We start from the raw sequence: 26,032 nt of genomic DNA on the forward strand, positions 1-26,032 counted from the left end.
GCTAAACACTCGTTGTCTATATTCCATCTGGTTCTCAGCCACCTTTATCCTCGTCGCCACTATTCTGGTTACCACCACCGCTATTATTACCACCGCCGGTATTGTTGTTACCGCCGTTATTATTGCCACCGTTATTATTGCCGCCATTGTTACTATCATCATTACCGGAACCAACTGGCGCACCTAAGGGTAATAAGAACTTACGCTGGATTTTACCTAAATCCTCTAACTCGATCTCCATGGCGATCGCTTTCGGTAATTTAGTACCATCGACTTTACGCTCCCACTTATCTTCCATATAGAAGGAGTACTCAACTGAAACCACATTTTTCATTACTATGGTCTTTATCGGTTCAGCACCAAACTCTGGCTCAGGGTAGGGATAATACCAACGCTCTAATGCACTATCTCTTACTACATAGGCCACAGACTGTATGCTTCCCCTAGGCAAAATGCCATCGGGATTGAGCCAGCCTAAACGAAAGAAAACTAAAGCTTCTGACTCTGAATCCAGAATATCTGATCCAGTTTGAAATACTGTAGAGCCTCGCCCTCCCTCGAGTAACCTCGGTGTGCGAGCAACCATCTGCCCTAAGTCTCGCTCTAATGCACCAAACCCTTGCTGCATCGCTTTAAGTTCAGCGGAAAACTCTTTGGTCACTTCATCATTTTGGATAACAGTGCTTAATACCGAATTTGCCGCAAGCCCAAGCATGGCAAAGATGGCAATAGCCACCAACATCTCCAGCAGGGTAAAGCCTGCATTTGCTCTACTCTGGGTTAAGTACATAACTACTCACTTGAGCGATGATACGTTTATATCGACTGTCGTCACTTACGCTGACTTGAATCATACGAAATTTATCATCAGTGGTTTTAATCACCTCTTTGCGCCAAAACCAATCTCGACCAGCGAGTTCCATCTCACCATCTTTTTTACCAAGCTCTGGAAACTTACCCTCTAACCTGGCATCAACCATAATATTATCAGCCACCCACTGAGCATAAGTTCGCTCCTCAAGAATGGGCATATTTGCAATCTGATCACCTAAGCTTTTAGTAATAGAGACAGCAGCAATGGCAAACACGGCTAAGGCGACAATGACCTCTAATAGCGTCATACCTTTAGTTTTATTCAAGCTGATTATCATTGAAAACCGCCATCGAACTCATCGTCTCTCCCCAGAGTTAATCGTCCGAGCGAATCACCAACAACTAATGCTTCAATCTCTTTGCCCTTTTCATCATGGCTAAAAAAGGTCATTTCGAATGCACTCATTTCACCACTGGGGAAAAGCATGATCTGAGGTTCAGGAAACTTCTTCTTGTCCTCTTCGCTTTTCTCTATCAAAGGTTCTTCAAACCAAGAGTCCTGCTCCTCATCCTCTTGAACAAGCGGTAGCCCATCAAGAATTAGGCTAATCTCTACACCTGGATCCATTTGGCGCTCAGAGAGCAAGCGATCTTGGTCTAATGCCTGCCACTTTCCTTCATCGTAGTAAACGAATTTGTAGCTAGTATCCTCAACCACTATCCCAATAAAGTGACCACTCAATACCGTCTCATCGAGTACCATCTCAGTAGCAGCCATAAATTGCAGTGCTGTTCTTTCCAGCTCTTTATTTCTATCTGCACCACTCATAGTCATAGTGACAGCTGAAGCGGCCAGCCCCATTAAGAGGACGACCAAGAGCACTTCCATGAGCGTAAAGCCTTGCGGCTTAGATATACGCATTAGCTAAATAATCGATTTACGATGTTTTATTGAAAGTTCTGCAGATTCCAATTACCGATGTCATCTTCGGTTCCTGCCTGCCCATCTGGACCAGCACTGAAAATATCAATCTTGCCATTTTCGCCAGGGCTTAATAGCAAATAGTCATTTCTCCAAGGATCTTGTGGCAGACGCTTAACATATCCATCTTCACGATAGTTACGAGGCTCTGGTGAGCTGTTTGGCTTCTGTACTAGCGCATCAAGGCCTTGATCGGTAGTTGGGTAGATACTGTTATCTAGTCGATACATGTCTAAAGCATTTTCAAGCGCAACAATATCTGAAACCGCTTTTTGTTGATCAGCCTTATCTTTGTTTCCCATCAGGTTAGGAACAACCATCGAAGCTAGAATCCCTAAAATAACGATCACCACCATGACTTCAAGTAGGGTAAAACCTTTCTGCTTATTTCTAGTTTGCATGCACAACATCCTCTTAAAACGACTCTGTAGACTTAACGTGTATACAGAGAAAAAATTAATAAAATAAATCGATTAAAATGTTAAACCTTAGCCACTGATCATATTATTCAGCTCTAAAATAGGCTGTAAGATCGCTAGGACAATAAACAATACTACTGCTGCCATACTGACCACTAACAGAGGCTCAAACACCCCCAGAGCAATGGTGACATTAGATTCAAACTCGCGGTCCTGGTTATCGGCAGCACGTTCAAGCATGTTCTCCAACTGACCACTCTTCTCCCCTGAGGTGATCATATAGAGCATCATAGGTGGAAAAAGTTTCGTATTAGTTAGCGCAGCACCTAAACTTGTTCCCTCTCTCACACGAGCAGTAGCCTCCTCTACAGCGGCCCTCACTCTTACATTAACCAATACTTCGCTTGCGATACGCATCGCATCTAACAAAGGCACTGAACTTGCGGCTAAAATGCTCAACGTTCTTGCAAACCTTGCGGTGTTAAGCCCTTTGCTCACTCGACCAATTACAGGTAGGTTCAGCAGCAAAGTATCGTACTTCATTCTGTAAGCAGGTTTAGTCAATAAGCGCTTTAACAGCACAAAGGTCGCGACAATGACACCTAATACGATTAGGCCGTAATCGCGAACAAAATCAGATGATGCGATAAGCAGTTGTGTTGTCCACGGCAGCTCTTGCCCCATATGTTCAAACTGACCAACAACTTGAGGCACTACAGCCGCCAACAAAATAGCAATGACACTAATAGCAACGACCGTTAGCACAATCGGATAGATCATCGCTTGCGTCATCTTGCTTTTAAGCTGTTGGCGTCGCTCGGTGTAATCGGCTAATCGATTGAGTACAACTTCGAGGTGACCCGACTTTTCTCCAGAGGCCACCATAGCGCGGTAAAGATCATCAAAAATATGAGGAAATTCAGCCATAGAATCGGCGAGGCTATAACCTTCAACGACCCGTGACCTAACAGCCATAACCATACTGGCTAAACGATCTTTTTCACACTGTTGGCCGACCGCTTTTAATGCCTCTTCAACGGGTAATCCCGCAGCCACTAACGTCGCAATTTGTCGAGTAATGAGCGCCAGTTCCGCAACGGAGATTCCCCGCTGAAAAAGGCTCTTTCCTGACGATTTTGCCTTTGACTCTTTCTCTACAACAGGGTTGATCTCCAAAGGCATCAAGCGCATTTCACGTAGCTGGCTACGCGCATGCCTTGCAGTATCCGCCTCCATGACACCTTTTTGTTGCTTTCCCTGTTTATCTAACGCCTTATACTCAAATGCTGGCATAGTCTATTCCTCGCGAGTGACACGCAACACCTCTTCGAGGGTGGTTCTTCCTGCAAGTACTTTGCTCATGCCATCATGACGAATACTTGGGGTTGTTTTACGAATAAGCTTCTCAATAGCGAGCTCACCACGTCCGGTATGAATCAACTCTCGTACATCATCATCCACAATCAGTAGTTCATGAATACCCGTTCGTCCGCGATAGCCGTTATGGCCACAACTCTTACAACCTTCAGCTCGATAAATAACCCTTTGGTCATCAGGTTTCATGGCCAATAATGCACGCTCACTTTGATCCGGCACATGTTCAGACTTACAGTCACCACATAAGGTACGAATTAATCGCTGGGCTAATACACCGAGTAAACTGGAAGAAACGAGGAAGGGCTCGACACCCATATCTTGTAGACGAGTAATAGAGCCTGATGCGGTATTCGTATGCAGCGTTGATAGCACCATGTGACCGGTTAATGAGGCCTGCACTGCAATTTGAGCAGTTTCTAAGTCTCGGATCTCACCAATCATTACAACATCAGGATCTTGACGAAGAATTGCGCGCAGTCCACGGGCAAAGGTCATATCAACTTTAGTATTGACCTGAGTCTGGCCAATGCCTTCTAACTCATACTCAATTGGATCTTCGACGGTCAGGATATTGGTATCTTTTGAATTTAGTTCAGTTAAACCAGCATATAAGGTGGTACTTTTACCAGAACCTGTTGGACCAGTCACCAGAATGATGCCATGGGGTTTACGGATCAACTCATCAAACTGGATCCGTACAGCATCTGTCATGCCTAACTGAATGAGGTCTAGGTTACCGGCATTTTTATCCAGCAGACGCAAAACAACTCGCTCACCGTGGCTAGAAGGCATAGTAGAAACACGCACATCGACTGCACGACCCGCAATTCTTAATGAGATACGGCCATCTTGGGGAACTCGCTTCTCGGCAATATCGAGACGTGCCATAACTTTGATACGAGACACCAGAAGAGATGATAACTTACGATTCGGTTTAAGTACCTCTTTAAGCACACCATCAACACGGAAGCGCACAACAAGCTGCTTCTCATAAGTTTCGATGTGAATATCTGATGCTTCCTCTTTGATCGCTTCTGAGAGCAATGCATTGATCAATTTAATAATCGGTGCATCATCATCGCCCTCAAGCAGATCTTCTGTTTGCGGCAGCTCCTCGGCTAAAGTAAACAGGTCCATCTCGTTGCCGATATCTTCCATCAGCTGTTGTGCTTCAGAGGAGTTAGCTTGATAGGCTTGCGTGAGTCTCGCTTCAAATTCAACGGCAAGCAGTTGCACCAAAGGAAGCTCACGACCCGTATAGCGTCTAACTTCTAATAAGGCTTCAAGAGGCGTTTTAGCTGTATGGTATAAAGTCAGGGCATCATCAACCCCTTTATCTAACACCACATCAAACCGATGGGAGAAAGCAAAGGGCAATCGCTCTCTGCTATCTGAGCGAAACTCTTCATCAGTCTCGATCTCTGCATCTTGCCATACTTCTTCAGAAACCAAAGCGAGTTCGTCACTCTGAGGAATTTGAGTATTACTCATCGGCATTATCTTCTGTATTTTCTATTGCGCTATCTTTATTCTCGCTTGAAGAGTCCTCTGTAACAGTTTCCTCTTCAGCAGTCGTGCCTTTATTTTCAGAAATATGCTTCAAAGCCGGATCAGTCTCACGCATCTTAGTCTCTAAGCCTTTGCCCTCTTTATAACGCTCAAGGATATCGTTAACTTCTGGTGGCAGATACTCAGATTGATTCCACTCTTCAAGAACTGGTACTTCACTGTTTGGCATTAAGTTAATACCACGTTCGACCTGCTCAAGTTGTAGTGCACGGAAGTAGTTATATTTACGACCTGCAATACCTTCCATAGTGATGCCATCACGAATAATCGTTGGCTTAATAAACACCATTAGGTTCTTTTTCTTTTTACCGCTCGAAGATGACTTAAACAGATGACCAATGATAGGTAGGTCTCCTAAGAAAGGCACCTTCTGTACACTCTCTTGAACCTCTTCATTAATCAGACCACCTAACACCACAATTTGACCTGAATCAGCCATTACCGTAGTGGTTAAACGACGTGTAGCAAAGGTCACATCAACCCCTGTCTTACCGTTAATACCCGACACTTCCTGCTCAATAGTCAGCTTAACTGAAGTACCTTCGTTGATCTGTGGTACCACCTTCAACTTAACCCCAACCTCTTTACGTTCAACAGTTTGGAATGGGTTGCTGTTACCATTGCTGGAGTTTTGTGAACCAGTAAGAATCGGTACTTCATCACCAACGATAAATGAGGCTTCTTGGTTATCTAAGGTAGTAATTGATGGTGTAGCAAGTACGTTAGATTTAGTATCGCTCGATACCGCTTGAATTAACGCACCGAAGTCACCCATTGCGACTCCCCAAGCCATACCGTTTACTTTGCCTAGTGCTTGGGCCAGTACCGTAATATCACCAGGAGTGTCCGGATTATCCGTACAGGTCTGATTGTCACCAGAGCCTGAACAGGTCTGGGATGCTTTCTGATCTTGAGCTAGCCACACACCTGCACCAACTTCACCAATCGTTGGGCCTAAGTTATTAAACTGGGTCATGCCGCCAGATTCGGTCGCCCACTGGATACCAAAACCAACATCGTCACCCTCAGACACTTCAACAATAATCGCTTCTACTAATACCTGAGCACGGCGAATATCTAGCTGATTAACCACACTTTCGATGGTACGCATCTGATCAGGTTCAGCGGTGATCACTATCGCATTCGTATCTGTGTGCGCCATGATATTGATATCATTTCGACGCTTACCGCCACCTTGCTTAGCGCCGCCATCTTGATCGCTGACAAGCTGTTCAGCAAAGCCAGTGAGCACTTCAACAAGATCTTCTGCATTGGCATAACGTAGGTATCGAACTTTGGTATTACCTGTACTTGCTTGCTCAGCATCTAGCTTTTTGATTAATGCAACCGTTCGCTGACGGCTCTTCTCGTCTCCACTGACGATAACGGCGTTCATACGCTCATCGGCGACAACTTTAGGCGCTTGACCAGACGGAGCCTTATTGCCACTGGCTCGATTTAACGTCTCAATAATACGAACAATTTCACCGGCTGAAGCAAATTCAAGTGGGACAACCTGAGCCTCTGTATCACCCTGTTTATCGACACGGCGAACTATCTCAACCAGTTTATTTACTACCGCAGCTCGACCAGAGATCATCAGAACATTTGATGGATCATAGTTAACCACGTTACCGCCGCCAGCATTATCATTTAGCTGTCGAAGCAGTGGAGCTAGCTGCTTAGCTTCGGTGTTATATAAGGCAACTATGCGCGTTACCATCTCATCGCCAACACCGGGGGTATTGTCATCAGCAACGCGAATTGATGCGGTTTTTGCATCTTTATCTTTTATCACCTTGATGATGTTGTTATCCATCTCTACTACGGCATAACCATATACCTGTAGTACATTGAGGAAGAATTGATAATATTGCTCATCATCAAGAAGATCGTAGCTACGAACATTGATCTTACCGCGAACCGTTGGGTCGACAATAATGGTGCGATTCAAGTTTTTACCTACGATATTGATAAACTCTTGAATGTCTGTTCCTTTAAAATTAGCCGCATATTGCTCAGACCAAGCGATCTGAGGAGCTAATAACGAGGCCCCCATCACCAGCCCTGCGATTAACTTTTTACGAAAACTCTTATTATTCATTATATTACTTCCCATAACCCATTGGTTCGCCCATAAGGCTCTAACTAATTCAGATGAGGTGCGCGTCATAAGTAAGACACACCCTCTAATTTTAATTATTCTGGCAGACTAAACATTATTTCTATTAACTGACCATCTCTTTCAACCATCAGAGATATTTCGGTAAGCTCAGGCAGTTGCGCCATAACCTCCATAGATTGACTCATCGAGGTTAAGTCATAGCCATTCATCGATTTAGCCAGATCGTTAGGCTTAAATCCTGCCTGGGTGAACAGCTCTCTATCCTTACCAGGGTTTAATCGATAACCGTTTAGCTCACCACCACTGCGAACAGGCGAGACCGCTAAGTAATCGGTGATCTTACTCGGATCAGCAAGTAACTCATCACGAGATTTTTGTATTTCTCTTGCAACTTGCTTATTTCGGCGTTGATCGACTTTTTTAACCGACTTAGCCTGCTGAAGTTGCTTATTTGCCTGACTATTGGTTTCGTACTTTAGGCCATCAAGCATCAAGGTTTCGTAGCGCCCAGAGTTGGTAATAATAATCCTATCGGCGTACACCTCTTTTAAGGATGCCGAAGTCCCCTTAATCTTATCTCCCAAACCATAGGTATTTTGAGAACCACTTGACGCGATCACAGCCACACCATTTTGCTGTGAGGTTGAGGCAACAACACCTGTTAACTGAATCGACAAGGAAGTTTTAGGGGCGTTAGTAATCATTTCAGCAACGGGCTCAGCTTTTGGCTTAGTGGAAGCTGCGTCAGCTTTACCAAATAGCGCGAGTTTTTGTAGTTGAGAAATATTCACACTCGTTGAGGAGTTACTACTAACGGGTGTTGGACGCCAACTTGATGCATCATCCGATGCTGCTGGTATCAGCTTCCATGTGATCTGAGCTAAGAGGTAGATTACAAGCACCAAAAAGAGCCAAAAAGTAGCTGAGCTTAATGGTTTGTGTGGAATACCTGCAGCTTTCGTAATAACTTTATCTAATAAATCCATATTTAAGTGGACCCTCTGTACAGGTCTCTGTTCTGATTATAATAATGATAATTTAGCAAATCCTGACTCATGCTAACCCACACTGCTAACCTCAACAAGCGCAACAAGCTAATAACACCCGCTCAATTGGCTAGAATAAGCCAAATATGCTAACTTTACGCGCGAGAAAAGGGTGTGAAGCCGATCGCTATATTAAGTTATCACTAAGATAAAGTGACAACTTAATCCCCAGCTTGTGACCTCAACCATCATTAATGTCACTATGGAGACTCAATGACTAAATCCCTCGAACCGAGCCAAGCGGTCCGGCTAGATAAATGGCTTTGGGCTGCGCGCTTTTATAAAACACGCGCAATAGCTAAAGACATGATTAATGGCGGAAAAGTACACTATAATGGCCAAAGAACCAAATCAAGCAAAATGGCCGAGCTAGATGCTGTTATAAAATTAAGACAAGGATATGACGAAAAAGAGATAGTCATATTAAAACTGTCAGATCAACGTCAAAAAGCAACATTTGCTCAAACTCTGTACCAAGAAACTCCCGAAAGTATAGCAAAACGAGAAACTTACGCTGAAGCCAGGCGACTGAACGTTTTAAATAACCCAGCACCAGACCATAAGCCAGATAAAAAGCAACGACGTCAGCTTATTCGCTTTAAAGAGGGTTAAAACCATTTTTAATTGAATTCAGTGTTGAAAATTCGGGCAACTGACACCATATAGCTATTTAAATCGATGCTGGACACCAGCTTCAGAAGAAATGTAATTGTGAGATTGAGATGAGTAAAGATAATTTACACCGCTACCTATTTGAAAATGCCGATGTTCGTGGCGAATTAGTCCAGCTTGAAGAGAGCTACCAAGAAGTTTTATCTGCCCATACCTATCCTGAGCAGATCCAACAACTTTTGGGTGAACTAATGGCTGCCACATCTTTGCTTACTGCAACATTAAAATTTAATGGCGATATCAGTGTGCAACTTCAAGGTGATGGTCCTGTCTCGTTAGCGGTAATTAATGGCAATAACCTCCAGCAACTACGAGGAGTCGCTCGTTGGAATGGTGAACTAAGCCAAGATAGCGATCTACAAGCTTTATTTGGTAAAGGCCATATGGTGATCACACTGACACCGACAGACGGTGAGCGCTACCAAGGTGTTGTAGCACTTGATAAGAGTACATTATCTGCCTGCCTAGAAGAGTACTTTGCTCAATCAGAGCAGCTACCAACTTCTATTAAGCTATTTGCAAATGGCAAGCAAACTGCAGGAATGTTGCTACAGGTATTACCAAGTGAAGGTGAGCAAAATGAAGAGTTTGAACATCTTCAGCAGCTTACAGCTACAGTAAAAGCTGAAGAGCTTTATGAGTTAGAAGCCGAAGAGGTATTACACCGTCTTTATCACCAAGAAGAGGTTCGCCTTTTTGATCCTATCGACGTCAGCTTCTCCTGTACTTGTTCCAGAGAGCGCAGTGCTCAGGCTATTCGAACAGTGGCTAAAGCAGAGATTGATGCCATCATTGCCGAACAGGGCAAAGTAGAGATGGGTTGTGAATATTGCAATACCAACTATAGTTTCGATTCTATCGATATCGAAGCAATTTTTAACAATGCTCAAGCTCCTGCCGCTAAGCAGTAATATCGCTTGATACCACAGCTATAGAAAAAAGGCGCATTTATGCGCCTTTTTTCTGCCCTTCATAGCCGCCAGCCCCAATCCTTGTTTCAGTAAGTCACTCACTTTTTACCCTCCCCACCTAGCGTGACCAACATCTTTTTTTTGATCAAACAGAGATCTTACTCACACATTTAATTCTGCATAAGTTACAATCGGCGCTCAGCGCACAAAGACGCATATTTGTACAAAAAATAATTTTCTATCTAAAGAAAAGCTGGCAAAGACTGGCACCCAAATTCCGACCTCACACATGGAGACCTTACCTATGGCGGATAGATCACAATTGGCTCATCGTAACCCTACAACGGCACAACTCATCGAACTTGCTCTATCTCGTAAAGAGGGTGAATTGACAGCTAATGGTGCGTTAGTCGCAAAAACTGGTGAACGTACAGGCCGTTCACCCAATGACCGATTTATCGTCAAAGAACCAAGCTCTGAAGCCGATATCGATTGGGGCTCTGTCAATAAGCCCTTTGAGCAGGAGAAGTTTGCGGCATTATGGGAAAGAGTAGAAGCTTACCTAGCCGACAAAGAAACTTTCATTTCAGATTTAGAGGTAGGTGCAGACCCTGCTCATTATCAGCCAATACAGGTCACCACTGAAACGGCTTGGCATCAGTTATTTGCCCGCAACCTATTTATTATCCCAGAGCAGTTCAATGCCGCTGACAAACCTGTTTGGCAAATTATCAACGCACCAGGCTTTGAGTGTGTCCCTGAGCGTGACGGTACTCACTCAGACGCCACAGTGATCTTAAACTTTGCCGAGCGTAAAGTACTGCTAGCAGGTCTTAAGTATGCTGGCGAAATGAAAAAGTCTATGTTCTCAGTGCAAAACTTCTTACTACCTGCGAAGGGTGTGTTGCCAATGCACTGCTCGGCTAACATAGGTAAAGATGGTGATACCACGCTATTTTTCGGTCTATCAGGTACAGGTAAAACAACCCTGTCTGCCGATCCTAAGCGCTTCTTAATCGGTGACGATGAGCACGGCTGGGCACCTGGTGGCGTATTTAACATTGAAGGTGGTTGTTACGCTAAATGTATCGATCTTAGCCAAAAGAATGAGCCTGTAATTTGGGATGCTATCCGTTTCGGCACTGTGCTTGAAAACGTCGTTATGGATGAGAACCGTGTACCAGATTACAGTAATTCAACTCTTACAGAAAATAGTCGCGCGGCCTATCCACTAGAGCATATCGAACTAAGAAAAGAGGAAAACTGCGGCGCAGAGCCCCATGCAGTTGTCTTCTTAACCTGTGACGTATCAGGCGTGCTTCCACCTGTCTCTCTATTAACAAAAGAGCAAGCGGCATACCACTTCCTATCTGGGTATACTGCTAAAGTAGGCTCTACTGAAATGGGTTCAAGCGCTGCGATTCAATCAACCTTCTCAACCTGTTTTGGTGCGCCGTTCTTCCCACGTCCAGCAGGTGTTTATGCTGAACTATTGATGAAGCGTATCGAGTCATTTGGTAGTCAGGTCTATCTAGTCAACACAGGCTGGACTGGCGGCCCTCATGGTGTTGGTAGCCGTTTTGATATCCCAACTACACGTGCAATTGTTGATGCTATTGTTAGTGGTGAACTCAAAGGTGTTGAGACAGAGCATTTAGAAAAACTAAACCTTCATGTTCCTGTCGCGATACCAGGTGTTGAGACTAAGTTACTTAACCCAGTAAATACTTGGGAAGATAAAGCACTTTATGCTGAGTATGCCCAAACATTGGCAGAGAGCTTTACCACTAACTTCGAGAAGTACCAAGTACCAGATTCGATCAAGCATGCCGGACCGAATGCTTAATACGGTCTTTCTGTTAGGTTACCCGTAGCCTGATAGTTAATTGAATCGTACGCTCTATAATCCCAGCTCTAGCACCCGCTTAGCTGGGATTTTTTATGTCAAAGGGGTAGTGCTACATGATAGAGACTTGATAATTCATAACTTCATTGTTACCTATCACCTGCCGTGGGCTTATGTGCAGATACTGCAATGATACGGTGCGGCTTTTTATTTCATAAGAAATATCCCTATAACCTCGGCCGCATCTACACCCGTTATAAACCAAAGCACTGTCTCTTCGATTTAGGTCATATTTATACCTTTCAAACTCACTCGATGTGTTATCGCTCCCCGTTGGAAGTTGCCGAAATATGGAAGATTAAATTACGTAAAACTGACAGGACGTCAGTTTAGCTTTCGGGGGGCTTGGATGCCCCATCGGAAGCGTTAGTGAATTTAAGGTGATATATGAGGATTACAACTTCGCCGGGACGTCATAGGTGGATGCAAGGAGGATTAGGACGAGCAGTCCTCCTTGCCCGGGTGTGGGATGGAATCCCGCGACATTTATCAAGCGCAGCTTGATTATCATTTAATATCCTAAACATATAACTCTCATTAAATCGTAAAAGTTAAGTTTAGATAAGGGTCATATAAAAGTGGCCATAACTTTCAACATTTCCCTCTTGTGATCATTAGCATTTTAATTAAATATATCAGGCTAATAATAAGACCTATATTGAGATCCTAACATGCGCTTTAAGCACTTATCAGCCGCCATCTTTGTTAGCCTTGCTAGCTCATCCGCTATTGCTAATAACGGAGTAGCTAATGATGAAATATCGTCACAGCTAGCTGAACCACAAATTGCCTCTACCTATATCAATGATCACATATTGCCACCAGCAATCGAATGGCATGGTAAGAGTGAAGAACTACTCCTAAGTGCCGATGATGAATGGGCTACCCCTTTTGAACAAAACGGACTAAAAACTTCTCCGAGTTATGATGACACTTTTATCTGGCTTGATAAGCTTATTGCACAGACAGATAAGTTAAAAAAGATCAGCATAGGCAAAAGTCCACAAGGGCGAGATATTTGGATGATCGTGGCATCTAATGAAGGTGCTGAGACATCAAAGGCTCTTGCGGAAAACAATAAACCTAGCATTTTAGTGCAAGCAGGCATTCACTCAGGCGAAATTGATGGCAAAGATGCTGGCATGATGTTGTTGCGCGATATTGTACTCGGCGATAAAGGCTCACTTCTCGACAATGCCAATCTATTGTTTGTGCCTATTTTTAGCGTTGATGGTCACGAACGTGTTAGTAAGTACAATCGTGTTAACCAACGCGGTCCCGTCAATATGGGTTGGCGTACAACGGCTAAAAACCTCAATTTGAATCGTGATTACGCAAAGGCTGATGCGCTAGAGATGCAGCATATGTTGCGCGCTATCAATGAGTGGCAACCCTCTCTCTATATTGATGTACATGTTACCGACGGTATCGACTATCAATATGATGTAACCTTCGGTTATAACTTACCCCAAGGCCTCAGCCCTTCAAGCTATGCCTGGTTAGAAAATAGCTATAGACCAGCCATTGAATCTGCACTAAGCAGCCAAGGACATATTCCAGGCCCCTTAGTCTTTGCTATTGATAACACAGACCTATCTAAAGGCATGTCACTATGGAATGCCAGCCCGCGTTATTCAAACGGCTACGGGGATGCGAGACACCTGCCTACAATCCTAATTGAAAATCACAGCCTTAAACCCTACAAGCAGAGAGTATTAGGCACCTATGTGATGCTTGAAGCCACGTTGAAAACCGTAGGCAAGCAGGCCACTAAGCTCAAGTCGGCCATTAAACAGGATAAGTATAACTACGCCCCAAGAATCACGCTAACTTGGAAAGAGGTTCAACAACAGCAGGGCTGGGACTTTAAAGGCATAGAATACCAGATGGAGACAAGCCCAATTAGTGGCAATGAAGTCGTGCGCTGGACTGGTGTACCTAAACTATACCCTGACTTACCTGTGATAGGTAACACAGTCCCGGACATCAGTATCACTCGCCCAAGCGCTTACTATATTCCCCCTCAGTGGCAGGAGGTAATAGAACGTTTAGAGATCCACGGTATTCGTATGACTCGGCTCGAAAAGCCAACCAAGATAAAACTAGATCAATATGCACTTAGCGCACCTAAGTTCAAACAGGCAGATTATGAGGGAAGACAGAGAGTCATTGCAGACGCTTCACTGAAGTCTGTTGTTGCTAACTTACCAACAGGCACGGTCAAAATTGTTACCCAACAGCCCTTGGGCGACTTGGCTATTTTACTTCTCGAGCCTCAATCACCAGACTCCTTACTACAGTGGGGCCTGTTTAACCCCATCTTTACCCGCACAGAATATATCGAAAACTATGCCGTAGAACCTCTGGCAGCTCAGATGCTAAACACAGATCCACAGCTACAACAGGCATTTGATAAAGCGCTACAAGATAAAGCATTTGCAGCAGACCCTAAGGTACGCCTGCGCTGGTTTTATGAGAGAAGTCCCTATTACGATGCTCAATACCTACAGTACCCAGTATTAAGACAACAATAGTATTTAAACACTCAATACTAAAACCAGTTGGTACTAGTGCCGGCTGGTTTTAATTTTTAACCAGAGTAACTCATCATCTAGCGGGGTCGATTTAGGTAAAGATTGGTTGGTGAGCTGAAACAATTTCGAAGCCGAATATTTTTCGAGAGGGAAAAGCGTTTTAGTCACTGGATGCTGCTGCATAAATACAGATAACTTGCCCGAGTTAACTAAAACCGATAAACCAGACTCTAATCGCAGGGCTAGAGCATCATTGCTTTTATCAACGAAGATATACATAGGAAATGGATAACTGAGTAGTATTTTATCAAAAGCAACTAAACCTTGTTTGTCTCCGGCCTCCAGCTCAGCATAAACCTCAGTGATCCCTCTAGGGAAGTAATCACAACGCCCCTGCTTAAGCATGCTATACATAAGGGAGAACTTAGTCACTCGTTCAACCCTATAGCCATTTTCCTCTAAAATATCCGAATCAGGCCACTGATCTCCCTGGCAGGCTGTCAGCGCTTTCAATTGCCCTGAAGTCCCAATCTGTAGAAACATTTGATAATTGGCAGCCTTAATCACAGGTACTCGAACTCCCAGTAAGCCTGCCATAAGCGGAATACGAATAGCTCTATACTCCAGCTCTCTGAATTCATTGGTACCAGCCCAGTAGAGATCTAACCTTTGCATGTTCAGTGCATTGAACCCACGGCTTTGAGTGAATGTTGATGTTGATTCAACCAGTTGAGCTTCACCGAATTCCACTTGGGTTTGTTCCAATACAAGAGAGATGAGATCGACATAGTATTGATAACTCGCATCATCTTTCGATTGTTTAGGCTGGATAACAACATCTGTTGTTGCAGCCACGACCGATGAGGTGACTGAAGAGAGAAAAATGATAATAGATAAAACTAACCAAGCTCGCATACTCACCCTTTGATAAGTAATCACACATACAATCGAGCTTGGCCCTGTAATTTAGCGCGTTGAGATAAGTCACAGTGCTTACCCCAACGCTACTATCAGCTAGCCCTTTGTCGCAGAGATTGAATACGTCAGAGGCACTCTTTGCGCTTTATGTTCCATATAATATCTTAGTACTTGCTCACCTGAGGTCTGTGTAACAACCTCTTCATTCAACCCTGCGAAACAGTTGTAGGGGCTGAAATCAAATTCATTATAGTGATCAAGTTTAAGCCCTGCTCTGAGCAAGGCATTAACAATATCCGAAATAGAGTGTGGCCATGTGATTAACGTATCCTTTTCACCTGAACAGTTTTCAGTATAGGTGCCCTCAACATCTACATCAGGTTCAGCTTGAGCAAAATAGCTATAACCATCAAATAGCGCCTCTAGCGGATGAAACTCCACCATATAAAACTGCCCATCCTCTTTAAGACAACTTTTGACAACTTGCGCCCACTGGTCAAGGTCTGGAAGCCAGCAAAGTGCCCCGTATGAGGTAAATACGATATCGTACTGCTTAGATAGCTGTTTTGAAGTGCCATAAACATCGGTACAGATAAACTCAGCTTCAAGACCAGTCTTATGAGCAAGCTCTTGGGCTTTTTCGATGGCAGTTGACGAGAGATCGATGCCAGTAACCTCGGCTCCTCTCCTCGCCCAGGAGAGTGTATCTAACCCGAAGTGACACTGAAGGTGAAGCAAACTTTTCCCCTTCACTGCCAGCTCACTAACCTCTATCTCTTGCAGGGCACACTTGCCCGATAAAAAACCCTCAACATCATAAAATTTCGATGCCACATGAGTCTGAGTGCGCTTATTCCATGCTGATTGGTTAATTGCTAAGTAATCCATACTTCTTCTCTCTATCTGTCTTTATAAACGACCAGTTCACAGCATTGCAGATGACAGTGATGAAATTCACCACTTTTACAGGTCTAAAAACTCACTGATTAATCATCAAGATTAACACTTTCATAAACATTACCAAACATAATGAACAATCCCCTTTAAAAACATGGCGATACAACTTTGGCATAAACACTGCTTAGAAAGGTTAAACAGCATTGCAAATAACCTAAGCGCACAAGAATAAAAATATCAGTCTTGGCCACACTAAATTGATTTCAAAGGATTAGAAACATGAACACTCGCCCAACTATACTTGCTTCGATTTTCGCCCTCTCTCTATCTGGATGCATCATCAACGTCAATGGTGCCAGCATGGAACCACTAGAGCACAGCCAGCAGAAGCTACAAATTGATGCTGGGGAGCTTAATGCGCTGGCGGCTAATACAGGAGCAGGTTCTCTCGAGATAAAAGGTGTAGAGGGTATAGATACCATCACCCTAGAAGCAGACATTTATACCTATGAAGATATGGAGCCAAATTTATCACTCACTCAAAGAGGCAACACAGCTTATCTCGTTGCAGAATTTGGCCCACGTATTGGCTCTGGGAATTCGCCTTATATCGATCTGGTCATCAAAGTGCCAGCTAAGATGAAAATGGATATTGATGATGGCTCCGGCAGTATTAATATTTCTGGCATCAAGGCAGATATAAAATTAGAAGATGGCTCAGGTAGTGTTGAGATAGATGGCGGCCATAGTCTGGATATACAGGATGGTTCTGGCTCTATGACCATCTCAAATGTTGAAGGAGATATTGAATTAAATGATGGCTCTGGCTCAGTAGAGATTAGTCAGGTCAACGGTGACGTTAGTATCACAGATGGATCAGGTGGCATTTACGTGAAAGATATTCAGGGCAAAGTCACAATTGATGATGGCTCAGGTGGTATTGAGGTTATCAATACTAAAGGCTTGAATATTTTAGAGGCGGGTTCTGGCAACCTGAGTTTCGATAAAATTGATGGTCAGGTAAGTGTAAAGTAATTCATTTAACCTTCACGAAACCCTATTCACCAACTTCCCGGCGCAGCGACTTTTGCAAGTAAACGAGTCGCTGCCCACCCTATTATACCAATCGGTATAAGAAAGTGGTCAGTTCAGAGTTATTTTTGACGGCATAATTCAAGGCGAATGAGTGAGGGAATGGTGATCCCTTTTGAACTTATTCAACACAGAAGTAGGCAGCCAAAAACACTCCTGTTAGGCGAGTTTTAGCGCTTCTTATGCGGCGTTAACGAGCTTAAACGTAGAATAACTATGTATCTCACTCGTTGCAAAAAACATGGATGTTCTGAATGTCATTAATGCACGACTATATGGATATAGGAGGTAGGGTAACGCAGGAGCGGTTACCGAGGAGCAATTAATCACCTTGTCTCACAATCGCTAAACTCTCGCTGAATGGCCACACCTTTATACCAATTGGTATTACATCACGCCATTTATTGATTCGACTTATTAAGCTTCATCCCAATACTGACAAATTTCTCATCGATACCAGCTGAAAACTCTCTATAGATAAATATCACTACCGCGATAACGCTAAAAAGCAACAAGCCCCACCTCACATACTGAACCAGAGGAATAGTGGGAAAGTCATAACCACTTTTCATCTCGCTGATTATTAAAGCCGAGATCAATAACAGGTATGCCAGTAGTTTTTTTCTAAAGGTTAAAGTAATTAATGGGCAAAACTTAGTAGCAACATAGGCACAGCTCAAGCCTATTATCGCCCCCATAACGACATCTGCTGGCCAATGAGCCCCTATCAATATGCGTGATCCACCCACACATGCAGCTAAGATCAGCAGGGTTACCTTCACCTTTGCTCGCAGGTCAAACATACTTATCAATCCAGCAAAAAGAAATGCTGTAGCGGTATGCCCTGAGGGAAAGCTATGTTTGTATCTTGCTTCACCGACAATGTTTAAATACTCAAGTACTTGTGGAGGCCTTGGCGCATCGAAATACTGCTTTAACAATGGCACGCAGATCAAGCTCAACACCGCGGCAAACAGTACCCTACACATCATCTCTGGGCGCTTAACTAAGTAACAGACAATAATTGCCCCTAAGGTGATGCCATTACCGAAGTCATTCACTACGGCTTGCAGCCATTGAGGGATTAATGAGCTCATGGCATTTATACTGTTAAAGATCTCATAATTACTCGCTTGATTAAGCGTAAGTAAGTGCAAAAAAAATAAAATGAAAATTGTAGAGTAAAAAAAGTTTTGCAGCTCTTTGGCAGAGGTAGCCTCTATAAAATTCTGATGATTAACCGACATAACACACCCCATAGCAAATGTTGGGGGCAAGTTACCTCTTGGACTGTGAAAAAATTGTCTTTAATTTGGTGAGATACCATAAAAAAATAGAAGATTGTATAGCAAGTAGACTAGCCTGTGGATTTAATCGTTCACAATTTCAGCCCTGAGTGGGTAAACAATCTAATCTTTATATCAAGACTGTTTACCCAAAGTGCAATTAACTGGCGCTAGAAATTAATAATAACTTCTGCTTTTTAGTGAGCTTCTTAACCGCTATCTCTCTTTTCAAAGCCTGTGAGCGATCACCCACCTCTTCAGAGTAAGCTAAAGCAAGCGGGCCTTTCCCTCTAAGGTATTTGGCCGCTTTAGCCCCACCAGCTTGATGCTCTTTTAAACGTCTTGATATATCAGTTGTCACCCCGGTATAGAGGTGACCATTGTGACAACGGATCATATACAGATACCAAAGCGTTTCTGCTCCTTTGACTGACACCTACTTCAGACCTAATAAACCAAGAAAGAATGCATACTCTTGGGCGGTATCCTGATAGCGGCGATATCTTCCACTCTTACCACCGTGCCCCGCTTCCATATCAATATGAAATAGCAGCTTATTGTCATCAGTTTTATTATCGCGCAACTTTGCTACCCACTTGGCAGGTTCAAAGTATTGCACTTGAGAATCATGTAATCCCGTCGTCACCAAGAGATGAGGATAAGCTTGCTGGCTGATCTGATCATATGGAGAGTAGCTCAGCATATAATCAAAATAGCGCTTCTCATTTGGGTTGCCCCATTCATCATATTCATTGGTGGTTAAAGGGATAGACTCATCCAGCATAGTAGTAACAATATCGACAAAGGGAACATGCGCAGCAACTGCAAAGTAGAGCTCAGGAGCTTGGTTAATCACCCCTCCCATTAATAAGCCACCCGCACTGCCACCCGCAGCAACAACTTTGTTGCTAGCGGCATACCCTTGAGCCACTAATGATTTAGTCACATCAACAAAGTCATCGAAACTGTGTTGTTTATTAAGCATTCTCCCCTGATCATACCAAGGACGCCCCAGCATCTCCCCACCTCGTATATGAGCAATTGCATACACGAACCCTCTATCCAATAAACTCAGTGCAGAAGTGTCAAAATCAGGCTCTATGGTATGACCATAAGCACCGTAACCATATTGATAGAGTGGATTAGTGCCATCTTTTTGAAATTTATCTTTACGATAGACCAAAGTCACGGGCACCTTAGCGCCATCTCTGGCATCAATAAATACACGTTCTGCTTGATATAGCTCACTATCAAAGTCTCCTATGACCTTCTCTTGTTTCAGCAAGTTTCTAGTCATAGGATTACTCAGATCATACTCATAGATTGACTCTGGCGTCGTCGGGCTTGAGTAGTAGATCCGTAATTTATCACTTGCCTGACTCGCATTAACATCGAGCCCCACGACATAGGCTGGGTCATTAAATGCTAAATAATAAGGGGGACGCTCATCGAGTGGGCGGATCTCAATCTTGCTAATCCCATCAGTACGCGTCTGTACGACTAAGTGATCTTGAAGTAGCAATATATCCTCAATTCGTGTTGCTTCATTTGCCCCAATGACCTCCTGCCATTGCGATTTATCAGCAAACTTGTCTTCACTCACTCGCATCAATCGAAAGTTATCGGCCAGCCAGTTTGTTAGAATGTAATACTCATTGCCAAGTTTAGACACCGAATACTCATGCCCCTCCTCTCGGGGAAGCAACGCAGTGAATTGGCCTAGTGGCTCATCGGCATCTAATATCGAGACTTCACTGGTAATAGTACTTTCATGAAATAACACGATACGAGATTCATCTAAGCTTTTTCCAAGTGAGATGTAATAAGTGTCATCTTTCTCTTCATAGACCAACACATCTTGAGACTGCTCAGTACCCAGTTTATGACGGAACACCTGATGACCAAGTAATGTCTGCAGATCTTTCTTAATATAGAAAACATGCTGATTATCGTTAGCCCAAACTACGCCTCCATCAGCGCCCTCTATCTTGTCTTCTAACAACTCACCTGTGATTAGATCTTTAAAATAGATGATATAGATGCGTCGACTTAGCGTGTCCTCGGCAAAAGCGAGCATAGACTCACTCGGACTCACAGACATACCACCTAATCCATAGAAGTCATGCCCATCAGCACGAATATTGACATCGAGTAATATCTCCTCCTCCCCCGCTGGCGTATCAATAGCATCACTTCTCACTATCAATGGATATTCAAACCCTTGCTGGTAACGACGCGAATACCAATGCTTATGCCAATGGTAGGGAACGCTAGACTCATCTTTATCGAGACGACCTATCAGCTCATCAAACAATGACTCCTGCAAATGCTTAAAAGGGGTAAATTCACTCTCTTTATAACGATTTTCAGCTTCTAAATGCGCTAATATTTTTGGATCTTTACGATTATCATCTCTTAACCAAAAGTAGTCATCGACTCGCGTGACGCCATGAATATTAAGCTTATGAGGGATCTTTTCAGCAATAGGAGCTTGTACTGCATTGTCAGCTTTCATAGGGAGTTCTCTTAACGAATTGGCACATCCAACACATAAAACTAGCAGCGCAGAGCCGAACAATAGTCTTACTCTTGAATGAGAAACGAATTGGAAATATCTAGGCACCTTACACATCCTTGGTAATTGATGACCGCACGAGGTTTTATCTTTGTGGCAATGACCCAGAAGTCTAATGACGATACCCCAAGAGGTAAAGAACAAACTCAAGCTCTCGAAAATATTAACTCAACTTGTCATTTACTAAAAAGAGGCGCACCATAATCGCGCTCAACGATCAGTTGAGTAAATTCTCAGGGCGGGGTGAAACTCCCCACCGGCGGTGATAGTACTGAACGCATCCAATGATGCAATGATGTCTTAAGCCCGCGAGCGCCCATACCTACATCTTGTAGGCTTTGGGGTCAGCAGATCTGGTGTGCTTATTTAAACGAGTTTAAAGAGCGATTCCAGAGCCGACGGTAATGCACTTACAACTCATCGCATTATGCAGCAGTTGTCAGTCTGAGTCCGGATGAAAGAGAATGTAAGATGGAACAAGAGTCGTTATTAACATGCCTTTATTGGTATCTGTTAGCACGCTTTCTGTTCTGCTGATGCACCAGCATTTACCATCATGCCAGTGTCATTTTCTGCACGCCCTGATTCTGGAAAACCCAATGTTGTTTATTAAGGATTTTAACCATGAATCAGTCACTACTTTCTCCATACGGCACAGCGATTAACCGTGTCGAAACCGCATTAAAAGCACTACAGCAAGGTCGAGGAGTTCTTGTCGTCGATGACGAAGACAGGGAAAATGAAGGCGATCTCATCTATTCCGCTGAAATGCTAACCAATGAACAAATGGCACTACTTATTCGTGAGTGTAGCGGGATAGTTTGCCTCTGCCTTACCGATGAACATGTAAAGCATTTAGCCTTACCTCCTATGGTAGAAGATAACTCTAGCCAATACGGCACCGCCTTCACTGTCAGCATTGAAGCTAAGGTCGGTGTAACCACAGGAGTTTCGGCAGCAGATAGGGTCACAACAATTAAAGCTGCCATAGCCGACGACGCAGTGGCTAGCGATCTTGCTCGCCCAGGACATGTTTATCCACTCCGAGCTCAGCCTGGAGGTGTACTAACACGTCGCGGCCATACCGAAGGTACAATAGACCTTATGAAGCTGGCTGGTTTAAAGCCTGCAGGCGTACTGTGTGAGGTTACAAATGTTGATGGCACTATGGCCAGGCTTCCTGAGATCATCGAGTTTGGCATCAAACATGACCTACCCGTGCTTTCTATTGAAGATATTGTCGAATTCAGACATGCAATGATGGCTAAAGTTAGCTAGTCAGCCCTCACTACAATTATCTTAGCTTGCTAAACAAAGAGCGTCTTTCATGCTCTTTGTTTATTTAAAGCAAACCCTTACATTTCTTATGGTTACTTGATTACCCTCTAGGTAAACCTAAGCAGAATCCATATCAAAAATACATTTTTTCAATACGTAGTAAATAATATAAACTCAACAAAAATAGTACTTTAGTCGGTTTTTTGACACGTACATGATATTTCGTGACCTAGATTAGAGTTTAGTGAAATATGTATGACAGCATTGCTATGCTGTGCTATCTATTCCAACCTCTTTTTCAATTCAGTAATTATCAGTCGCTGAAATAGATAAATATTCTGATAGTTATGCATGGAGCAGATGAATGTTATCGGTATTAAATACATTGAGCCTAAAACAAAAGTTAATTTTGTTTGCCTCTATACCTATGCTGCTGCTTACAATCTTTGGCTCGATGAGAATGATGCACCTACTTGAACGGCATCAAGAAGCACAGAGAAATACACTCGCCATTGAGATCACCCGTGAAGTAGAAGAGCTCATTTTTGAACTGCAAAGAGAGCGTGGTCTCTCAGCAGGTTTTGTCAGCAGCCATGGAGAAAAATTCCATCAGGCGCTTACTTCACAAAGAGAGCATACCGATGCACAACTTGGTAAACTGCTAGACAGTGATGCGCTTCAGTTATTTATTCAGACACTAGAGGGTGAGCAGAGCCAAACGCTAACCCTTAGAAAAAATTTAGAACGAATTAAAGCTAAAAGCCATGAGATGGATAGCATTCGACTCGGCATCAATCAGCAACTTGATAATCAAGCTTTTCAGTTCTATTCAGAATACAACCACCACCTGCTAGTCCTCATCTCTCAGCTTCAGTTACAAACAGAAGATGCGTTACAAGCTAAGGCATATAACGACCTATTGAATGTGCTTACAGTTCAAGAGATGGCAGCTAAAGAGCGTGGTTTGATGAACCAAATGCTGTCGGCAAAATTCTTAGATACCAGTGCATTTATCACCATTAAGAGTATCGAACATCAACTGAATGAAGCTATCGCTCAAACACTCTCAACTGCAAGTTTAAACAACCAACAACTCATCAGAGAAATACTTGCCAGCAAATCAAATCAAGAAGTGATACAAGTTAGGGATCGCTTAAGAAATCAGATATATATTGTCGAACAAAGTTATAAAATTAGTCGCTTAATGGGTTACGGCGGCCTTATTCATGACTTTAAAAACTATCTGCTTAGAGGTGAACAGCAATACTTAGATAGCTTTAATAATGGCATGCAACAGGTGCAATTTAAGTTGAATAAATTAAAGCAAATTAAAGGCCTCCCCGACGACCAAGAGTCGGCAATTAAGCAGATTGATCATACGGTTGAGATGTATCACACCAAGATAGATCAACTACGGCAATTCAAACTACAAAATCTAAGCATTAAAGAGCAAGATACTTTGGTTCGAATCGCCGATGAGCCTATGATCAAATCCCTATCACAACTTCAATATCAAGCCCCTGAGGTAGATAGTGAGTTTTGGTGGCAAATTGCTAGCCATAGAATCGATCAACTGCATAAGCTCACTCAAAATGTCACTGAACAAATTACCCGACTAGGTTATAAACAGAAAAATGAATCACTGTTCTTTCTCGCGATAGGCTTTCTTGCAGCAATCATCAATCTAATCTTACTTATCATTATTGGCCGTAGCATGATCAGTAACTTAGTTAATAGCATTTCGCTTATCGCCAGAGATATGCAGAAAATGGCTAAAAACCCAAGTCTTGAACTTACTGTGCCTGTCAAAGGGAATGATGAAATCGCACAACTCTCTAAAGCATTAAACTCAATGCTCAAGGAGCGCCGTAAAGCCTATCGACAACTTAATTTAGCAGCCGCAGTATTTGAGTACTCATCAGAGGGGATTGTTGTAACAGATGCCGATAACCATATTGAACTAATCAATCCAGCTTTCACTCAAATTACCGGATACAGCCTAGAAGATGTTAAGGGAAGAAATCCCTCTATCCTCAACTCCAGCCAGCAACCAAGACACTTTTATGATGGCATGTGGGATACGCTACAGACAGAGGGGAAATGGGAAGGCGAGATCTGGAATAAACGCAAAAATGGCCAAGTGTATCCAGAATACCTAGCCATTACCGTCGTCAAAGATGATGCTGGTAATATTATTCAACATATCGGTTTGTTTCTTGATATTAGTAATCGAAAGAAATATGAGAAAGATATCTGGTATAAAACCAATTATGACCTGCTGACCAAGTTACCCAACCGCGTACTCTACACCACTAAAGTGCAGCAATATATTGCTACCGCTCAAGAGAATAACCATCAGTTGGCCTTATTGTTTATCGATCTAGATAGATTCAAGTATACCAACGATATCTATGGCCACTCTGTCGGGAATGAACTACTAAGACAAGTTGCTTCAAGGCTAGAATCTCTCACGGATAATAATGACTTTATTGCTAGGCTCAGTGGTGATGAGTTCATCATCATCTTGCCTCATCTCAAATATCGACATCAAGTACAGCAAGTCGCCGAGAAGATCATCGCTCATCTCGCATCTCCATTTGGTGTCAACGGCGATGAGCTGATGATCTCAGCCAGCATAGGCATCAGCTTGTACCCACAAAATGGGGTAAGTGAAGAGTTACTCACTCGTAATGCTGAAACGGCCATGTATCAAGCAAAAACAGATGGTCGTAATAGCTACCGTTACTACTCTTCAGAGATGAACCAGCATATGTTGGAGCGGATTCAACTTGAGCAGCGCCTCAGACAAGCCGTGCTGCAACATGAGTTCTGTTTACACTACCAACCTATCGTTAATGTCGATAACCACCAAATTATCGGTGTCGAAGCCCTTATACGCTGGCAAGATCCAAAATTCGGTCTAATTTCGCCAGACAAATTTATCCCCATTGCAGAAGAAACAGGACTCATTGAACCGATTGGCGAGTGGGTATTACAGCAAGCATTAAGCGATCTTGCCCATTGGCATCAACAAGGTCTGGAGATAAGCATGGCAATCAATGTCTCCGGCAGGCAATTAATCAATGAGAATCAGCACAATTTCAGCTGTTTACTCAACGCGCAACTGCAGAAGAGTGGCATTCACCCTAGATACCTTCATATTGAAATTACAGAATCCATGCTGATGGATGATACCGAGCAGTGTTTGCTCGCTTTAGAGTCTATTCGTTCTCTTGGCGTCGATATCTACATCGATGATTTTGGTACGGGTTACTCCTCATTGAGCTATCTCAAACGCTTCCCTATCTCAGTCATTAAAATAGATAAAAGCTTTGTGGACAATATGCTGGAAAGAGAGTCAGATGCTAACTTAATTAAGGCTATTGTGATGATGGGACAAAGCCTAGGGCTCAAGCTAGTTGCCGAGGGAATAGAAAGTGAGGCACAACGTCAGCAGCTAGAAACATTAGGCTGTAATTTTGGCCAAGGCTATCTATTCTCGAGGCCTTTGCCTGCACAAAAACTACAACTCTTGCTAGAAAATCAGTTAGATAAACAGATGGGTTAAGCGCATTTATGAATAGATGATAGCGTTAAAAAAGGAGCCTTAAGGCTCCTTTTTTTCTGTTGGA

Annotated in this window: 20 protein-coding genes and 1 riboswitch; of the genes, 7 read left to right on the forward strand and 13 right to left on the reverse strand. The window is 43.2% G+C overall.

Going from position 1 to position 26,032, the window contains the following annotated elements; genetic code table 11:
* Positions 1-34 precede the first annotated feature (34 nt).
* The 8 genes from gspJ to gspC form a co-directional block, all read right to left on the reverse strand.
* Entirely contained in the window at positions 35-790 is a 756-nt protein-coding gene (gene gspJ, locus BM736_RS15900; RefSeq protein WP_076413949.1) for a type II secretion system minor pseudopilin GspJ, read from the reverse strand.
* A complete protein-coding gene (gene gspI, locus BM736_RS15905) occupies positions 771-1,139 on the reverse strand; it encodes a type II secretion system minor pseudopilin GspI (RefSeq protein ID WP_076414213.1) in 369 nt (122 codons plus the stop codon). Before gspI ends, gspJ begins: the two co-directional genes overlap by 20 nt.
* Before the next feature lie 8 nt (positions 1,140-1,147).
* Complete coding sequence (gene gspH, locus BM736_RS15910; RefSeq protein ID WP_076413952.1) at positions 1,148-1,735, reverse strand: type II secretion system minor pseudopilin GspH; 588 nt, start codon at positions 1,733-1,735, stop codon at positions 1,148-1,150.
* 26 nt (positions 1,736-1,761) lie between these two features.
* On the reverse strand, positions 1,762-2,196 hold the full coding sequence (gene gspG, locus BM736_RS15915) for a type II secretion system major pseudopilin GspG (protein WP_076413954.1): 435 nt from the start codon (positions 2,194-2,196) through the stop codon (positions 1,762-1,764).
* Positions 2,197-2,283: 87 nt separating this feature from the next.
* The gene (gene gspF / locus BM736_RS15920; protein ID WP_076413956.1) at positions 2,284-3,507 is read right to left on the reverse strand and encodes a type II secretion system inner membrane protein GspF; all 1,224 of its coding nucleotides are present in this window, start codon (positions 3,505-3,507) and stop codon (positions 2,284-2,286) included.
* Positions 3,508-3,510: 3 nt separating this feature from the next.
* On the reverse strand, positions 3,511-5,082 hold the full coding sequence (gene gspE, locus BM736_RS15925; protein WP_076413958.1) for a type II secretion system ATPase GspE: 1,572 nt from the start codon (positions 5,080-5,082) through the stop codon (positions 3,511-3,513).
* Positions 5,075-7,264 carry a type II secretion system secretin GspD gene (gene gspD / locus BM736_RS15930; RefSeq protein WP_076414215.1) on the reverse strand — a complete coding sequence of 730 codons (2,190 nt, stop codon included), beginning with the start codon at positions 7,262-7,264 and terminating at the stop codon, positions 5,075-5,077. The genes gspE and gspD overlap by 8 nt, the downstream gene beginning before the upstream one ends.
* Positions 7,265-7,359: 95 nt before the next feature.
* Positions 7,360-8,271 (reverse strand): type II secretion system protein GspC, encoded by a 912-nt coding sequence (gene gspC / locus BM736_RS15935; RefSeq protein ID WP_076413960.1) that lies wholly within the window; start codon positions 8,269-8,271, stop codon positions 7,360-7,362.
* Positions 8,272-8,544: 273 nt separating this feature from the next.
* On the opposite strand from gspC, the gene hslR reads away from it, so the two are divergent.
* From hslR to BM736_RS15955, 4 genes are all read left to right on the forward strand, one after another.
* The gene (gene hslR / locus BM736_RS15940) at positions 8,545-8,943 is read left to right on the forward strand and encodes a ribosome-associated heat shock protein Hsp15 (RefSeq protein WP_076413962.1); all 399 of its coding nucleotides are present in this window, start codon (positions 8,545-8,547) and stop codon (positions 8,941-8,943) included.
* 110 nt (positions 8,944-9,053) lie between these two features.
* Entirely contained in the window at positions 9,054-9,914 is an 861-nt protein-coding gene (gene hslO, locus BM736_RS15945) for an Hsp33 family molecular chaperone HslO (protein ID WP_076413963.1), read from the forward strand.
* A gap of 304 nt (positions 9,915-10,218) precedes the next feature.
* Complete coding sequence (locus BM736_RS15950; RefSeq protein ID WP_076413965.1) at positions 10,219-11,760, forward strand: phosphoenolpyruvate carboxykinase; 1,542 nt, start codon at positions 10,219-10,221, stop codon at positions 11,758-11,760.
* A 731-nt stretch (positions 11,761-12,491) separates the two neighbouring features.
* Positions 12,492-14,354 carry a M14 family metallopeptidase gene (locus BM736_RS15955; RefSeq protein ID WP_076413967.1) on the forward strand — a complete coding sequence of 621 codons (1,863 nt, stop codon included), beginning with the start codon at positions 12,492-12,494 and terminating at the stop codon, positions 14,352-14,354.
* Positions 14,355-14,387: 33 nt separating this feature from the next.
* On the opposite strand, the gene BM736_RS15960 is transcribed toward BM736_RS15955, so the two are convergent.
* Together BM736_RS15960 and BM736_RS15965 are read right to left on the reverse strand one after the other, a co-directional pair.
* Positions 14,388-15,269 carry an ABC transporter substrate-binding protein gene (locus BM736_RS15960; protein WP_076413970.1) on the reverse strand — a complete coding sequence of 294 codons (882 nt, stop codon included), beginning with the start codon at positions 15,267-15,269 and terminating at the stop codon, positions 14,388-14,390.
* Positions 15,270-15,368: 99 nt separating this feature from the next.
* The gene (locus BM736_RS15965; RefSeq protein WP_076413971.1) at positions 15,369-16,160 is read right to left on the reverse strand and encodes a bifunctional 2-polyprenyl-6-hydroxyphenol methylase/3-demethylubiquinol 3-O-methyltransferase UbiG; all 792 of its coding nucleotides are present in this window, start codon (positions 16,158-16,160) and stop codon (positions 15,369-15,371) included.
* 288 nt (positions 16,161-16,448) lie between these two features.
* Between BM736_RS15965 and BM736_RS15970 the strand changes: the two genes are divergently transcribed.
* Entirely contained in the window at positions 16,449-17,204 is a 756-nt protein-coding gene (locus BM736_RS15970) for a hypothetical protein (protein WP_076413973.1), read from the forward strand.
* A 458-nt stretch (positions 17,205-17,662) separates the two neighbouring features.
* Here BM736_RS15970 and BM736_RS15980 read toward each other — a convergent pair whose 3' ends face one another.
* From BM736_RS15980 to BM736_RS15990, 3 genes are all read right to left on the reverse strand, one after another.
* Positions 17,663-18,508 (reverse strand): phosphatase PAP2 family protein, encoded by an 846-nt coding sequence (locus BM736_RS15980; RefSeq protein ID WP_076413976.1) that lies wholly within the window; start codon positions 18,506-18,508, stop codon positions 17,663-17,665.
* A 199-nt stretch (positions 18,509-18,707) separates the two neighbouring features.
* Positions 18,708-18,983, reverse strand: a complete 276-nt coding sequence (locus BM736_RS15985) for a GIY-YIG nuclease family protein (protein WP_256717905.1) — start codon at positions 18,981-18,983, stop codon at positions 18,708-18,710.
* Entirely contained in the window at positions 18,984-21,179 is a 2,196-nt protein-coding gene (locus BM736_RS15990) for a S9 family peptidase (protein WP_083700239.1), read from the reverse strand.
* 168 nt (positions 21,180-21,347) lie between these two features.
* Positions 21,348-21,592, forward strand: a riboswitch (FMN riboswitch).
* Between the two features lie 154 nt (positions 21,593-21,746).
* Here BM736_RS15990 and ribB point away from each other — a divergent pair.
* Both ribB and BM736_RS16000 read left to right on the forward strand, forming a co-directional pair.
* A complete protein-coding gene (gene ribB, locus BM736_RS15995) occupies positions 21,747-22,400 on the forward strand; it encodes a 3,4-dihydroxy-2-butanone-4-phosphate synthase (protein ID WP_076413983.1) in 654 nt (217 codons plus the stop codon).
* Positions 22,401-22,764: 364 nt separating this feature from the next.
* Complete coding sequence (locus tag BM736_RS16000; RefSeq protein ID WP_076413985.1) at positions 22,765-25,968, forward strand: EAL domain-containing protein; 3,204 nt, start codon at positions 22,765-22,767, stop codon at positions 25,966-25,968.
* Positions 25,969-26,032 lie beyond the last annotated feature (64 nt).

Origin of the sequence: Shewanella sp. UCD-KL12, assembly GCF_001957125.1 — a bacterium.
GTDB lineage: Bacteria > Pseudomonadota > Gammaproteobacteria > Enterobacterales > Shewanellaceae > Shewanella.